Origin of the sequence: Myroides sp. DF42-4-2 (assembly GCF_030326445.1) — a bacterium.
GTDB lineage: Bacteria > Bacteroidota > Bacteroidia > Flavobacteriales > Flavobacteriaceae > Flavobacterium.
The window spans coordinates 21,372-37,745 of record NZ_JACAKI010000020.1 but is presented as its reverse complement, the minus strand read 5'-3'; the positions used below and the strand labels follow the sequence as shown (position 1 = coordinate 37,745).

The following is a 16,374-nucleotide window of genomic DNA, read 5'->3' as shown; positions in this document are numbered from 1 at the left end:
TTATTGATAATTTCAATCATTGTGCCTGCTTTCGATAGCTTTTAACTTTGTCAGCCTAAAACAAAGGAAAGAATGAAAAGTAAATGGCGCACAATTTTTGGTGGTTTTGCCGGTTTATTGCTTTCGACTACTTGGGGATACGGACAGCAACTTCCCAAAAAACTAACAGTAGAAGAAACTATAGAGCTAGCATTAGCCAATCATCAACAGTTGAAAATCAGTGCTCAACAAAAAAATATTGCCAATCAACAAACCCAAATAGCCCAACTAGCCCAACTTCCGACAATTGGTGTTTCTGCAACAGCAGCTTATTTGGGGGATGCCTTAATTCTCGATAGAGACTTCTCTAAAGTAACGACAACAGACATACCGCATTTTGGCAATTCTTATGCTATTCAGGCATCGGAACTTCTATACAAAGGGGGAGCGATTAAAAAATCCATTGAACTTGCGAAAATTGGTGAACAATTGGCCGAGTTGGATTGGATGAACGACCAACAAAGCATTAAGTTTTTAGTGATTTCCAACTATTTAGACCTTTATAAGCTCATCAATCAGCAACAAGTCTATCAGAATAATAAACAACTGGGACAGATTCGATTGGAAAATGTCAAGCAGTTTTACAGCCAAGGAATGTTGACGCGTAATGAAGTCATTCGCGCCGAGTTGGCGTTGCAAAACATCGATCAAGCGCTGTTGGTGGTCAACAATATGCTGTCGATTGTCAACTACAATTTAGCAATTGCCTTGGGATTAGATACGCAAACGAAAATTCTACCTTCCGAAGGTATGGAAGAAAAAGAACTGCTAGGAATGTATGAGGAGTATTTGAATGTTGCTTATGCGCAACATCCAACCTTAAAACTATCGGATCAAGCGGTAGTTGTTGCCGATAAAAAAATTGAGCTAGCCAAAACGGATCAATATCCTGCTCTAGCTGCAGTGGGAGGCTATTCGATGAGTAGACCGATGACGACGTCAACCCCAGTTTTAGATATGTATACCAATACATGGCAGGTTGGGGTATCGTTAAATTACAGCTTGGACAATTTGTATAAAGCACCTAAAAAGATCAAGTTAGAACGCTTGCAAAAACAAAAGGCGGAAGAGACCAAAGTATGGGCGATGCAACAAGTTGAAATGAGCGTACACGCCGCTTATACTAAATACGAAGAATCAATTCAGCAGGCGAGTTTACTACAAAAAAGCCAGCAGTTGGCCCAGGAAAATTACCGCATTATTGAGTCCAAATACTACAACCAATTGGCGATTCAAGCGGAAATGACAGACGCTACAAATGCCAAACTCGAAGCAGAATTGAACTATGCTAACGCTCAGATACAAGTACTTTATCAATACTACAGTTTAGTAAAAGCAACGGGAACGTTGTAAGAAACGAACGACTATTCACATGGAACAAACAGACAATACTACTACAGCACCTACGGAAACACAACCGAAAAAAAGTGGTCCGATTACCATTAATCACAAGCAAGAAGTCACTAAAAAGCGAAAAATTATTTTGCTAAATACCTTGACCTTTTTGGTTATTGCCTTTGCTTTTTATTGGCTATTAACCAAATACTTTCACATTGGAGATAAGGATTATACCGAATCAGCTCAAGTAGAGGAGTATATTAATCCGATTAACACTCGTGTTTCGGCTTATATTAAAGAAATTCGATTTATTGAACACCAAAGCGTAAAACAGGGGGATACGTTGGTTCTTTTGGATGACAGTGAGATCCGCACCCAAGTAGAACAAGCGGAGGCGGCGTATTTAAGTGCGCTTGCCGCCAAAGAAGTTACGCTATCCGCTAGACAAACGGCAAGTAATTCGATTGGTGTTTTTGATTCGAATATACAAGGAGCACAAGCGCGTTTGTGGAATGCGGAGCAAAATAAAAAACGCTTTCAACACTTAGTTGATGCGGAGGCCGTAACCCAACAACAATACGATCAGGTGAGTACAGAGTATGAAGCAGCGAAAGCGGCCTATGAAGCCTTAAAAAAGCAACAAACCACCTCGCGATTGTCTGTGTCAGAAATAGATACGCGATTGGCGTTAAACGAGGCCGATATCAAACGCACCAAGGCGATGTTAGATATGGCGCAACTCAATTTGTCTTATACGGTGATTCGCGCCCCTTATGACGGAACCATAGGCAGACGATATATCAGCGTCGGCCAACTGCTCAACCCAAGTCAGCAAATTACAACTATCGTACGCGACAACGATAAATGGGTAACTGCGAACTTCTTAGAATCGCAAATGCCCGATATCCAAATCGGAACAATTTTAACCATGACAGCTGACGCAGTACGTGGAGTGCAATTTGAAGGGGTTGTGACAGCTATTTCAGCTGCAACAGGCAATCGTTATTCTAGCATGCCAACAGACAATTCAACGGGTAATTTCGTTAAAGTACAACAGCGCATTCCCGTGCGTATTGAGTTTACTCCAGCAAATAAAGAAGAAGAAATTAACCGCTTAAAAGCGGGAATGAATATGAACGTCCAACTCAAAAATAAGTAGTACAACCACCAATTTATGTATAATCAAGGTTTATTTCACTCCTGGGTTCCCAAACCTGTTATGTTATTGCTTCTTGTGGTAATTGCACTGATTTTCTTTGGTGTAAGCGCCATTTATACACCCAATATTACCTTTCTGGTAGGGAGTACAGGGGCAATGAGTGAGTATTATTTATGGGCAAATTATGCGAGTGTAGTAGGCATGGGAACGGTTATGCCCTTGATTGTCCGCATCAAAGCTCGTTTTCGAACCAAAGAAATTTTAGTGGGCAGTTTAACGGGAATTGCACTTTTGTATATGGTGATGGGAACTACTCATCAGCCACAAGTAATTATTGGCGCTTCCTTTTTAATCGGCCTATTTAAAATGCTCGGTATGATGGAAGTTGTACTTCCTTTGATGTTTATTTTATCAAAAGATGGCAATAGAGGCCGGTTTTACAGCATTTTCTATACTGCCGTTTTGATTGTCACCCAAATCGCAGGATACTATATAACCAAAATATCCTACTATTCTAATTGGCAATTTGCCTATTTGCTTTACGCCTCTTTGTGCTTATTAACTGCACTACTGTGTTTGCTCTTTCAACACAATCAGCGCTTTATGCGAAAAGTGCCTTTGTTTTACATCGATTGGATAAGCGTATTGTTGTATGTCAGTGCCTTTATGATTTTGGGGTATATCTTGGCCTTTGGCAAACAACAAGATTGGTTTAATTCTCTGCATATTCAATACGCAACAGTGTCTTTTGTACTCTTGGCTTTTGTTTTTTTCTTTCGACAACAGCTGTTGACTCGTCCCTTTTTGTCTCTAAAGGCATTTAAAAAGAACAACGTGAGACATGGTATTGTGATGCTATTCTTTTTGGGGATGTATTTAGCAACCACCAACTTACAAAATACATTTGCAATGGGGGTATTGCGCTATAATGCGTTGACTAACGCATCGTTGAATATGATGATGATTCCCGGGCTAATCGTTGGTGCTATTATCGCTTACCAATGGTTCAATCGCCTCATCCCCATCCGTATGTTGACTTTCGTTGGGTTTGCTTCCTTTATGTTGTATACGGTCATGATGTACTTCTTTATGGTGCCTGAACTAAATTATGAGCTGTGGCTCTTGCCGATGTTTTTCAAGGGCATGGGAATGAGTATTTTGTTTATTGTGATTTGGTACTACACACTAGATCAATTGGATATCCCTAGCTTGTTGAGTTTAATAGGTTTCGTATTGTTGTGGCGTACGTTTATTTCTTTGGGGATTTTTAGTTCGCTATTTACGTGGTTGCAATACAAACTACAAGTGCAGAGTTTGAATAACCTCGCCTTGTATTTGGATGATGTTTTACTGATTCAATCTGGTGGAAATCTCAACCTTAGCATCGTACAACTCAATGCAATTCTCGCATCAAATAAAATTATTTTCGGCTTTTTAAATATACTGGGTATAGGTATTTTACTCTATGCGTTGTTTCACCATTACGGGCGTACAAAAGATGTATTAACGCGAATCCGTATGTCTAAAATTGGACAGCTGTGGATTAGTGCTAAAGATAGAGAAAAGATTGAGGAAGATCTAGGTAGGTAGTTTTGGTGTTTGGCTTTTGGTGAGCCCACAATTTGTAAGAAAAATATCCTTGTATGAGAAACGATGAAATACTTTTTACAAATTAAAAATCGATTAATTCAAGTTTTCATTTTTCCTTCTCTACTTTGTATATCCATCAGGAAAGAATTATATACCCACTTTTTTCACTATTTAGTAGCTAAAGTAACAGAATGCGTTTTGCTTTATGATAGGATAATTATTTTAATATCCCATATGTATACCTATTACTTTGAAAAATTAGATGTTTGTCAAAATGCTAGAAGTGTAACTAAAGATATTTATCAACTTAAAAAATGAGGTAAAAATATAAAAGCATAGTAAAAAGAATATTTTTAATTACAAGATATCTTGCTTTGTAAAAGATTAATCTACCCAAAAGGCAAACAACAAAAGCCGAAAGCCGAAAAAATCAAACAATCACTTCATAGCCAAATCTACCTATTGCGATTAGCATAATAAATAAGAACACATAGCGCACCCATTGTTGTCCCTTTAGGATGGCTAATTTGGCGCCGCAATACCCACCAATTCCGTTGCAAACGGCCATAGGAAGAGCCACGGACCAGATGATCTGTCCTTTTAATAAGAATAGGCAAATGCTTCCTAAATTGGTAAATAGATTGATGAGTTTAGCGTATGCAGAAGCTTTAAAAAAGTCGAACCCGATTAAGAAGACGAATCCCATGATAAAGAAGGTTCCCGTTGCGGGACCAATAAATCCATCGTAAAAACCAATAAGCAATGCGATGATGATGCCATAGGTATATCTTTTTTTGGCCGTTATTTCAGTTAAATGTTTCTTTGTAAAGTCTTTTTTAAAATAGGTGAACACCCAGAGTAGAACGAGAATGATGAGCAGTAGGGGTTTCATAAAGTCGTTGTTTACTATCGTTAGCGTATACGAGCCGAAAAAGGCACTTGCGCAAGATAGGATGGCCAGCAGTAAAAAATACGACCATTGAATTTTGGTTCGCTTGAGGTATTGGAGTACAGCAATAGCCGTTCCTGAAAAAGCGGGTATTTTTAGTGTACCAATAACAGAAGATACGGGAAGTGCAGGCAGTAAGGCAAGCCCTAGAGGCGTTTGAATTAGTCCACCGCCGCCAGCAATAGCATCAATGAAGCCAGCACAAAAAGCAACTATACACAGATAGAAGATAATATCAAGTTCCATACAATACAAAATAACCTATGTTATTTCGTGCGTAAAGGTAGTTCATCTATTGGTTTAAATGGAGAGAATTTACAATAAATTCTGCCCTTTTTTCGACAGAAGTATAGGGTACCTCTAGGAGTTGATACCCAAATCTTTGGTAGGTAAGTTGCATGGTTTCATAAGTTCGAACAGCGAGTTCAAAGTCTTGCTTACGCTCTGTGTCGTTTTGATAAATTGCCTGCCAAGGAGGAAAAATAAAAACCAGAGGAGCATAGATTGTCGCTTGCGCTAGGTCGAGGTGGAGGGGAGAGATAAGGAGTTCTTCTAGGGTGGCATAACCAATACTATCGAGTAAGCCGCGATCAAAGAAAGTAAGCACATCTTTCGATTGCTTGTGGTAATCAGTCTGTGATTGATGGAGCATTTGTTCAAAAAAAAGCTGTTTATTCAGCCAAGGAAGTGCTTCCCCTCCTTCTTGCATTTGCTGTTTGATGATAGCACGTCCCACTTCAGGAACTGTGGTGTATCCCATTGAGGCAAGAGCTTCAAGCACAGACGACTTCCCGCTGCCAGGACCACCGGTGAAAATGTAAAATTGACTCATATTTTTGATTAATCAGTTGATTGAGAAAAAGAGAAAAGCCTTTTCCTGGGAAAGAAAAGGCTAATTCATTTGTTGTTTGTTGTTTTTGCTATTTCTAGCGGGCTATTTTGGGTATTATTGTTTTCCTCAGAATGTCAAAAATAAATTATTTTTTGAACTGTGTTACGGTAATTTTAAATAATTTTTATATTTAACATTGTACAAAGATGATGCCAAATTTATTTTTATCATACTTTGTATTGCAATCCTGTTGCAAAGAGGCGGGAATATGTATTATAATTAAAAAACTCTTGCTATTTTTGTAGGGATGAAACAATACAATTACATAGTATCTTTACTTTTAGCGATAATCGTTTTGGTTATTTCGTTCTATCCATGTGCGGATAGATATGTTTCATCTGTGCCCCAAGTGGAGAATGTGGCAGATCATGTGACCGAAGTAAATCACAGTTCCGATGCGCTTGATGCATGTTCTCCGTTTTGTGCATGTGTATGTTGTGCTGTATCAGTGAACATAAGCTTATCGCTTTACGTACTTGATATTCCTGTGCAAACGATTCGTACAGCGAAAACAATACACCCTTATCCTTTTGTAGAAAGCCTCGTTTATCACATCTGGCAACCGCCTAAGCTCGTATAAATTTATCGATTAATGAACGTGAACCTCCTTAGAGGTTAACACTTTTATTACCCTTTATATTTATACCAAGATGCTAGATAAAATCATTCAATTTAGTATCCGAAACAAATTCATTATAGGACTCTTTGTGCTGGGAATCATCGCAGTAGGAAGTTATTCTTTGATGCATTTGCCTATGGATACACAGCCTGATATTACGAATAATCAGGTGCAAATTATTACGAGCTCACCTACTTTGGCAACGCAAGAGGTAGAGCAGTTTATTACTTATCCCATTGAACAAGCGGTAAAACCTATCCCTAATATTACCGAACTCCGCTCGATCAGTCGCTTTGGCTTGAGCGTAGTTACCGTTGTTTTTACAGAAGATACCGATATTTATTGGGCGAGAAATCAGATTAACGAAAATCTGAAAGCCGCAGAGGAAGTAATTCCCAAAAATGTAGGAACGCCTGAGTTGGCTCCTGTTAGTACGGGCTTGGGAGAAATATATCAATATGTTGTTTATCCCAAAGAGGGGTATGAAGATCAATACAACAGTATGGATTTGCGTACCATTCAAGATTGGATTATCAAACCTCAATTAATTGGGGTAAAAGGTGTCGCAGAAGTCAACACTTTGGGGGGACATTTGAAACAATATGAGGTGGCTGTACAGCCTGATCGTCTCAAGAGCATGAATACTTCCATTCTTGAAATTTTCGACGCTTTAGAACAAAATAACGAGAATACGGGGGGTGCTTATATTGACAAAAAGCCCTATGCTTATTTTATTCGCAGTATAGGGATGGTTCAGTCGATGGAGGACATAGAGAAAATCGTAGTTAAAACGGTAAATGGTTCGCCAATTTTAATACGTGATGTAGCGGAAGTGAAAATTGGGAGTAGCATTCGCTATGGAGCCGTAACCAAAGACGGAAAAGGCGAGGATGTGAGTGGCATGGTGATGATGCTAAAAGACGCGAACACACAGGAAGTGGTGAAATTGGTCAAGGAAAAAATGACGCAAATCGAAAAAACTTTGCCTGAAGGCGTTGCCATTGAATCGTTTATAGACCGTACCAAACTCATTGATAAAACCGTAAATACCATTAAAACAAACCTAGTAGAAGGGGCGTTGATCGTTGTGTTTGTTTTGGTTTTACTCTTGGGAAATTGGCGTGCTGGGTTGATTGTGGCTTCGGTGATTCCCTTGTCTTTGTTGTTTGCCATTAGTTTGATGAAGCTGTTTGGCGTTAGTGGAAACCTCATGAGTTTGGGGGCAATAGATTTCGGTTTGATCGTCGATGGTGCAGTTATCATAGTTGAGGCTATTGTCCATCGACTGCATTTGGGGAAAAACAGAAAACTATCTCAGCAGGAAATGAATGCGGAAGTGTATACTGCAGCTTCCAAAATACGAACAAGTGCTTCTTTTGGAGAAATCATCATTCTGATTGTGTATTTGCCAATTTTAGCCCTAACGGGTATTGAAGGTAAGATGTTTGGTCCCATGGCGATGACGGTGTCCTTTGCAATTCTAGGTGCTTTTATTCTGTCGTTGACCTATGTTCCAATGGCTTCTGCTTTGTTTTTAAAGAAAGAAGCAGGAAAAGTAAAGCCGAATTTTAGCGATAAATTAATCGACAAATTGTATAGTGGATACAAACCTATTTTAGAAAAAGCCTTCCAAGTGAAGCGCCTGGTTTTAGTGGTTGCTTTTGGATTATTTGCCCTGGCTTTGGTTGTGTTTAGCAAAATGGGAGGTGAGTTTATTCCAACCTTGGACGAAGGAGACTTAGCGACGCATATTATTATTTCATCGGGTAGTTCCCTATCACAAGAAATCGAAACGACCACTAAGGCCGAACAGATCTTAATGGAGCAATTCCCCGAGGTAAAGATGGTGATTTCTAAGATCGGAAGCGCTGAAATTCCAACAGATCCCATGCCTATGGAAGCGGCGGATATGATTATTGTCTTGAAAGACAAAAAAGAGTGGACGTCGGCCAAAACAAAACAAGAGCTCATCGATAAAATGGAGGCTGCCTTGGAAGAGATTCCCGGTGTAACGACTGAATTTTCACAGCCGATTCAAATGCGTTTTAACGAATTGATGACGGGTGTTCGCAGTGATGTAGCGATCAAAGTATTTGGAGAAGATTTGGATCGATTGGCGAGTATTGGGGACGAAATCAATGGGATGATTGCTGACATACCTGGGGTTTCTAGTCCAAAATTAGAACGCGTAACGGGATTGCCACAAATTTCCATTAAGTACGACAAAGATAAATTGGCGCTTTACGGATTGAAAATTGCCGATATCAGTCAGATTATTCGCGCGGGATTTGCAGGTGAAACAACCGGCTTGGTGTATGAAGGAGAAAAGCGATTTGAATTGGTCGTGCGCTTAGACCAAGAGTCGCGATCGGATATTGAAAATTTAAAAAACTTCTTTATTCCTTTGGCAGATGGTCAGCAAATTCCGTTGAGCCAGGTTGCAGAGATCGACTATGAAGATGGTCCACAGCAAATTAGCCGTGAAGACGGACGACGACGCATCGTGTTGGGATTCAACGTAAAAGAACGCGATGTGAAAAGTGTAGTACACGATATTCAGGCGCGTTTGGACGAGCGATTAGAACTTCCAGAGGGTTATTATATTACCTATGGTGGACAATTTGAAAATTTAGTAGAAGCAACCAATCGCCTGATGATTGCTGTCCCAATTGCTTTGGCGCTCATCTTTGTATTGTTGTATTTCACGTTTAAGTCTGTCAAGCAATCCCTAATCATTTTTACAGCCATTCCGCTCTCTGCAATAGGAGGCGTTGCAGCCTTGTGGTTGCGCGATATGCCGTTTAGTATCTCCGCTGGGGTTGGATTTATCGCCCTATTTGGAGTAGCCGTTTTAAATGGTATTGTACTAATCGGTCAATTTAATCAATTAAAAGAACAAGGTATGGGACTATATGAACGCATTATAGAGGGGACTAAAATTCGCTTGCGCCCCGTTTTGTTGACCGCTTCTGTGGCATCCTTGGGATTCTTACCTATGGCTTTGAGTACTAGTGCCGGTGCAGAAGTGCAAAAACCATTAGCAACAGTGGTGATCGGAGGATTAATTACCGCAACATTATTGACTTTAATCGTGTTGCCAATTATCTACTATTACGAAGAAAGAGGTTTTGGAAAGCGAAGCAAAGGAACGTCTAACACAAGTGTTGTTTTGACGCTTTTCTTTGGTTTGACTGCTGGATTTGCACAAGCTCAAAATCCATCCCAAAACACGGTGATAACGAAAATTTCACTGGAACAAGCTTTAACGTTAGCCCGTGAAAATAACCAAGGACTAAAAGCAGCAAAGGCCCATGTTTTAAGTCAGGAGCAACTCGTTAAAACCGCCTATGACATTCCCAAAACAGATGTATCGATGGGATTTGGCTATTTGAACGGCAAAGGACAGAAAGACGTTAACCTAACGGTGAGTCAGTCATTTAGTCCGTTTACCTATAGCAAAAAGAAGCAAGTATTGCATAAAGATTACGAAAGTGCAGAACTGCAAATGCAAGGAAAAACGATTGGCATTGAATATGAGATTCGACAAACCTGGGAAAATATCCTGTACGCACAGTCTAAAAAGAAGTTGTTGGAACAGCAGTTTACCTTGCTAAAAGCCTTTTCAAAATCGGCCAAATTGCGCTATGAAACAGGAGAAACAACCTTGATGGAAAGCAATGTCGCACAAGCGAAAGAACAGGAAATCAGTGTATTGCTTACGCAGAATGCAACGTTTTTACAAAATGAAAAATCAAAAATTAAGGCCTATTTGAATTTGGAAGTCGATTTTGAATTGATGGAGGAGGCGCTAAAATACGACAAGCACAATCCGTTGGAAGTGTTTGATTTAGAAGAAAACAACAGTCTACAAGTAGCAAAAAAGGAGATTGAACGCATAGAAGCAATGCGCAGTATGGAACGATCGCTCTTGTTGCCCGATATTACTTTGGGCTATGCGATAGAATCCGAAGCAGGATTGCGCGCCAATGGTACAAATTACGGAAGAGAGTTGCGCATTCCTAGCTATACCCTAGGAATCTCAATTCCCCTTTTTTTTGGTAGTCAATCAAAAAAGATAAAAGCGATGAACTACAGTATTGAACAGGTGAGTTTGGAGAAAGAATACCTTCAAAAACAACTGTCCGAAGCAGTACAACAGCAATTGGAAATTATCAACGCACAGGAATCTGTCATCGACTATTACCAGGAGAGTGCATTGCGCAATGCCTCTATCATTCAGGATCACGCTAATAAATCCTATAACAACGGTGATATTTCCTATGTAGAATACATACAGTCAATGGAAACAGCATTGAACATTCAGATTAATTATTTAGATGCGGTATTACAATACAATTTAGGACACAATACACTTCATTATTTAGTGAACCAATAATTCGAATTTAACATGAAAAGAATATATATCGCTTTGCTTACCTTAGGTAGCTTGTCATTTGTAGGCTGTCAAGATAAAAATCAAAAGGTAGCTTCCGAATTTGCACAGGAAGAAACCCATACAGATGATGAAAACGCCAGTAAAGAGGTGGAATTAACTACGGCTCAAAAGAAGGCGGCAGGAATTGTTATGGGACAACTGGAGGACAAAAACCTATCCGATGTGATTAAAGTCAACGGACAAACTGAGTTACCACCACAAAATCAAGCTGATGTAACCACTTTTTTGAGTGGTACAATTACGCAGATTATGGTCAATATTGGAGATAGAGTTAGCAAAGGACAAGTATTAGCCGTTGCAGATAGTCCAGCGTACATCAAATTACAAGAGGATTATCAGATTTCAAAAAACAATTTGGAGTATTTACAGTTGGAGTACAAAAGGCAGGAAACCCTTCGTGCAGAAAATGTCAATTCAGAAAAAACCTATCAAAAAACAAAGGCCGAATTACACATAGAGAAGTCGAGGTACCAATCCCTGACCAATCAATTGGCCTTGGTGGGCACGGGATCTGCACGATCTTTAAAGATTGTTGCGCCTATTACGGGCAATGTAGCAACGATTCCCATTCGCATTGGAACGAATATTACCAATGGTCAAACCTTATTCACCCTCGTTGACAATTCCAAAATCCACTTGGATTTAAAGATTTACGAAAAAGATCTTCCCTATGTACACGAAGGGCAAAAAGTGTCTTTTAACTTGACGAATATCAACCGATCCGAGGTTACTGCAACGATTTTTAGTATTGGAAAAGCGTTTGAACCAGGTACAAAAACCGTAATAGCACATGCTTCCATCGATCAGGTACACGATAATTTGATACCTGGTTTGTACGTCAATGCTTTGATTGACGTGGGAGCAAATACCGTAAAGGCACTGCCAAATCAAGCGATTGTAAAAGCAGATGGAAGGGAGTTTATCTTTATTGCTGAAGAGGCGGGAGAACACGAAGAGCACTTTCACTACAAACGCGTGGAGGTCAAAACAGGAGTAAAGGAGTTGGGGTATACCCAAGTTGATATTCTCGAAGCTTTGCCCAACCAATACAGCATCGTAACCCAAGGGGCATATTATTTGCAAAGCCATTTGATTAAGAACGAAGGCGGAGGAGGGCATAGCCACTAGTAGTAGCGATTGCTTGTAGAAGCAAAGAGAATGTCTACAAAGCATGTAGAATAAAACCCTTTTGTACTTAGCCTTATAAAGAGAAAATAACACTGTATTTAAAACTTTAGGCTGATTTCTGGCAGGGTAATGAAACAAAGAACCGATTGTAAATGCAGTATTTACAATCGGTTTTTTATATTAGTTTTCTGCGTTTTCTACTAGTTTTAACCGTTCACTGTCAATCAATTCTTGCCTTCGTTTGGCGTAATTTCCAAATCTTCAGCTAAAACACAAAAAGAATTACCTTATCTCATAGCGAAAGCCCTAGAAATAATTAAATTTGTACATCAATTTTTAAATGAGGAACCTATCATGCTTTCAAATCGCTTTAGATTAAATGAAATGTTGGTGTTATTGTACCGACTATTTTTGGCCTTCTTTTTTTACTTTATCGCACGCGTTTTATTCTATTTTTACAATAGCGATTTACTTGCCGTAGATTCGGTCGGACAGTTTTTGAAGTTAGCCTATCACGGATTGACATTTGATCGCATGGCCATTTTTTATGTCAATGGTTTATTTATCCTATTGTCGATTGTGCCTATTTTTAAAAGCACAAGCAAAGGGTATCAAAAAGTAGTATTTTGGAGCTATATTATTCCTAATTTATTGGCATATGCCACCAATTTCATCGATTTTATCTACTATCGCTTTATCTATGCACGTACGACGATAGCTGTTTTTGATAGCTTAGAACACGAATCAAATAAAGGGCAGTTGTTTTTTAACTTTTTGATCAACTATTGGCATGTATTTGCTTTGTGCATTGGTCTTTGTGTTTTGTGGGTTTACCTGTACAAACGCGTAAAATTCACCCGACCACTTGAATTGCCAACGAAAAAGAACTACTTCCTTTCTAGTGCTGTTATCTTTGTTGCCGTTGCCGTTGGATTTATTGCAGGTGTGCGCGGAGATTTAAAGAAAACAACTCGACCGCTTAATATTATTGATGCCAATCGTCATGTAGAGAAGCCAGAACATGCAGATATTGTGTTAAATACGCCTTTTGCCATTTTGCGCACCATTGGTAAAACGAGTTTTAAAAAGGTGGAGTATATGGATGAAGCAACGTTGAATCAGTATGTTAGCGGAAGTAAACAGTATTCCTCAACAGCGCCTTCTACGCCAAATATTGTGTTGTTTATTACAGAAAGCTATGCAAGAGAATATGTTGGTGCTTTTAATCAAGACATGAATATTCCGAATTATCAAAGTTATACGCCTTTTATTGATTCTTTGGCCCAACACAGTTTGATTTTTCCCAATGCATTTGCCAATGGATATAAGTCGATTCACGGGATGTCTTCTGTTATTGCGGGAATCCCGTCATTTAAAGATGCCTTTACGTCTTCGCCATTTCCGAAACAAAAAATAGAGTCGTTGGTTTCTACGCTCAAATCAAAGGGATATGATACCTCTTTCTTTCACGGAGCTCCTAATGGTTCAATGGGATTCTTGGGCTTTGGAAATATCTTGGGTTACGATCATTATTATGGAAAAACCGAATACAATAACGATGAGGATTTTGATGGTACTTGGGGAATTTGGGATGAACCTTTTTTCCAATACATGCGTCAAACCTTAAATGAAAAGAAAGGTCCTTTCTTTGCGACCTTATTCACGGTTTCCTCACATGAACCATTTCATGTACCTGCGGAGTATGAAGGGAAATTCCCTAAAGGAAATCAGCAAATTCACCAAACAGTAGGTTATACAGACTATGCATTCAAGCGTTTCTTTGAAGAAAGCAGCAAAGAACCGTGGTTTGAGAACACTATTTTTGTCATTACTGCAGATCATACCAATCAAATTGATTACGATGAATACCGCAAGCTAGTCAATCGTACAGCAGTGCCTATTTTGTTCTATACTGCAGATGAACGCTACAAAGGAGTAAACAAAGAATTGGCCCAGCAAATTGATATATACCCCACCTTATTGGATATGATTGGATACGATAAACCATTTAGAAGTTGGGGGAGAAGTTTGTTGAATGATACAGTAGTTCAGCCGTTTACAATTAATTATGGAGCAAATGAATACACCTATCAAGAGGGGAACTATATCGTTCGATTCAACGGAAAAGAGGTAACGGGTTTTTATGCCATTGATGATAAGGGATTGGAACACAATTTAATCAAGCAGAAAAACAAAGAGATGGAAGCAATTGAGATGAAGTGTAAAGCCTTTGTTCAAGACTATTTTAACCGTATTATCGATAAGCGATTAGACAAGTAAAAGCGGTCATGGGAAACCGAAGCGAAGTATAGGTTCATCCAAGGCCAAAAACAAATATAAACTTGAGGAAGATGAAGAATAGAGCGGAGGCAAGAGAAATAGTTTAAACTAAAAATATAGAACACAAGTAATTTGCGTACTTCTTTTATCAGAAGATCTTCTCTTTTGTTCGCTAACCGCTTTATATAGAAACGAGTAAATTTTAAAGTTATTTTACGACTTCTAAAATTAGAAGAATCGTTTGAAAAGTTGTACTTTTGCCAAGTTTTATTCTTTACAACACAACAAAAACACATAAATGAGACAAGCTAAGTATATTTTCGTGACAGGGGGCGTTACGTCATCCTTAGGAAAAGGAATTATAGCAGCATCGCTAGCAAAATTGTTGCAGGCGAGAGGTTATTCGACGACAATTCAAAAATTTGATCCTTACATCAACGTGGATCCAGGAACGTTAAATCCGTATGAGCATGGAGAGTGTTTCGTAACGGATGACGGTGCAGAAACAGATTTGGATTTAGGGCATTACGAAAGATTTTTGAATGTACCAACTTCTCAAGCGAACAACGTAACAACAGGACGTGTGTATTTGTCTGTTATCGAGAAAGAGCGAAGAGGAGAGTTTTTAGGAAAAACGGTTCAAGTCGTTCCTCATATTACCAATGAGATTAAGGATCGTATGCAGTTGCTTGGTAAAACAGGTGATTATGACATTGTGATTACTGAAATTGGAGGTACTGTTGGAGATATTGAGTCTCTGCCTTATATAGAATCTGTACGTCAGTTGTTATGGGAATTAGGAGACAATAACGCAATTGTGGTTCACCTAACTTTAGTTCCTTACCTAGCAGCAGCGGGAGAGTTGAAAACAAAACCGACGCAACATTCAGTAAAAACGTTGATGGAAAGCGGAATCAAAGCTGATATCTTAGTTTGTAGAACAGAGCACAACTTAAGTTCAGAAATCCGTCAAAAATTAGCGCAATTCTGTAATGTAAAACCAGAGGCGGTAATCCAATCTATTGATGCGGAAACGATTTATGACGTGCCAAACTTGATGTTGCAAGAAGGATTAGATAAAGTGGCGTTAAAACGCTTAGATTTACCAGAAAAGCAAACGCCAGATTTAGTAAAATGGAATGAGTTTATTCACCGTTTAAAATTCCCGAATCACGTGGTTAACATTGGATTAGTAGGGAAGTACGTAGAATTGCAAGATTCGTATAAATCTATCTTAGAGGCCTTAGTTCACGGAGGAGCACAAAATCAAGCTAAAGTAAATATTATCACGATACAATCGGATCTAATTACGGCTGCAAATGTTGGAGATAAGTTGAAAAACTTAGATGCGATATTAGTTGCACCAGGATTTGGATCACGTGGAATTGAAGGGAAAATTGAAACAGTGCGATTTGCAAGAGAAAACAAAATTCCATTTTTAGGAATTTGTTTAGGAATGCAGATGGCGGTGATTGAATATGCGAGAAACGTATTGGGCTATCAAATGGCGAATACAACCGAAGTAAACGAGAGTACACAATTCCCTGTAATTACCTTTATGGAAGACCAAAAAGACATTACGGACAAAGGAGGTACGATGCGTTTAGGAGGATGGGATTGTAAGTTGAAAGAAGGTTCTAAAGTATTTGATATTTACGGAGAGAGCATGATCAATGAGCGCCACCGTCATCGCTATGAATTCAACAACCAATATTTAGAGGATTTCGAAAAAGCAGGCTTAACGGCTTCAGGTTGGAATCCAGAAACAGGATTGATCGAAATTGTAGAATTGGATACTCATCCATTCTTCGTTGGAGTTCAATTCCACCCAGAGTATAAAAGTACGGTAGCAAAACCGCACCCACTTTTTGTTCATTTTGTAAAAGCAGCTATTGATTTCAAATCCAACTAATCAATAGACTTT

9 protein-coding genes are annotated in these 16,374 nt (G+C 39.0%); 7 read left to right on the top strand and 2 right to left on the bottom strand.

The annotated features are described in order from the left end of the window. Nucleotides 1–72: 72 nt before the first annotated feature. The 3 genes from HX062_RS13420 to HX062_RS13410 are packed head-to-tail and all read left to right on the top strand — an operon-like array spanning nucleotide 73 to nucleotide 4,126. Nucleotides 73–1,392 (top strand): TolC family protein, encoded by a 1,320-nt coding sequence (locus tag HX062_RS13420; protein ID WP_182626563.1) that lies wholly within the window; start codon nucleotides 73–75, stop codon nucleotides 1,390–1,392. Nucleotides 1,393–1,411: 19 nt separating this feature from the next. Next, nucleotides 1,412–2,536 carry an HlyD family secretion protein gene (locus HX062_RS13415; protein ID WP_182626562.1) on the top strand — a complete coding sequence of 375 codons (1,125 nt, stop codon included), beginning with the start codon at nucleotides 1,412–1,414 and terminating at the stop codon, nucleotides 2,534–2,536. Nucleotides 2,537–2,551: 15 nt separating this feature from the next. Further along, complete coding sequence (locus HX062_RS13410; protein ID WP_182626561.1) at nucleotides 2,552–4,126, top strand: MFS transporter; 1,575 nt, start codon at nucleotides 2,552–2,554, stop codon at nucleotides 4,124–4,126. A gap of 430 nt (nucleotides 4,127–4,556) precedes the next feature. Here HX062_RS13410 and HX062_RS13405 read toward each other — a convergent pair whose 3' ends face one another. Next, entirely contained in the window at nucleotides 4,557–5,321 is a 765-nt protein-coding gene (locus HX062_RS13405) for a sulfite exporter TauE/SafE family protein (protein WP_182626560.1), read from the bottom strand. 46 nt (nucleotides 5,322–5,367) lie between these two features. Continuing rightward, nucleotides 5,368–5,907, bottom strand: coding sequence for an AAA family ATPase (locus tag HX062_RS13400; protein ID WP_286467744.1), 540 nt, complete (start codon nucleotides 5,905–5,907; stop codon nucleotides 5,368–5,370). A gap of 710 nt (nucleotides 5,908–6,617) precedes the next feature. Here HX062_RS13400 and HX062_RS13395 point away from each other — a divergent pair. The 4 genes from HX062_RS13395 to pyrG all read left to right on the top strand — a co-directional run bounded on the left by HX062_RS13395 (nucleotide 6,618) and on the right by pyrG (nucleotide 16,362). After that, nucleotides 6,618–10,982 (top strand): CusA/CzcA family heavy metal efflux RND transporter, encoded by a 4,365-nt coding sequence (locus tag HX062_RS13395; RefSeq protein ID WP_286467743.1) that lies wholly within the window; start codon nucleotides 6,618–6,620, stop codon nucleotides 10,980–10,982. A 12-nt stretch (nucleotides 10,983–10,994) separates the two neighbouring features. Further along, a complete protein-coding gene (locus HX062_RS13390; protein WP_286467742.1) occupies nucleotides 10,995–12,170 on the top strand; it encodes an efflux RND transporter periplasmic adaptor subunit in 1,176 nt (391 codons plus the stop codon). Between the two features lie 354 nt (nucleotides 12,171–12,524). Further along, entirely contained in the window at nucleotides 12,525–14,450 is a 1,926-nt protein-coding gene (locus HX062_RS13385) for an LTA synthase family protein (protein ID WP_286467741.1), read from the top strand. 298 nt (nucleotides 14,451–14,748) lie between these two features. Next, nucleotides 14,749–16,362 (top strand): CTP synthase, encoded by a 1,614-nt coding sequence (pyrG, locus tag HX062_RS13380; RefSeq protein WP_182626555.1) that lies wholly within the window; start codon nucleotides 14,749–14,751, stop codon nucleotides 16,360–16,362. Nucleotides 16,363–16,374 lie beyond the last annotated feature (12 nt).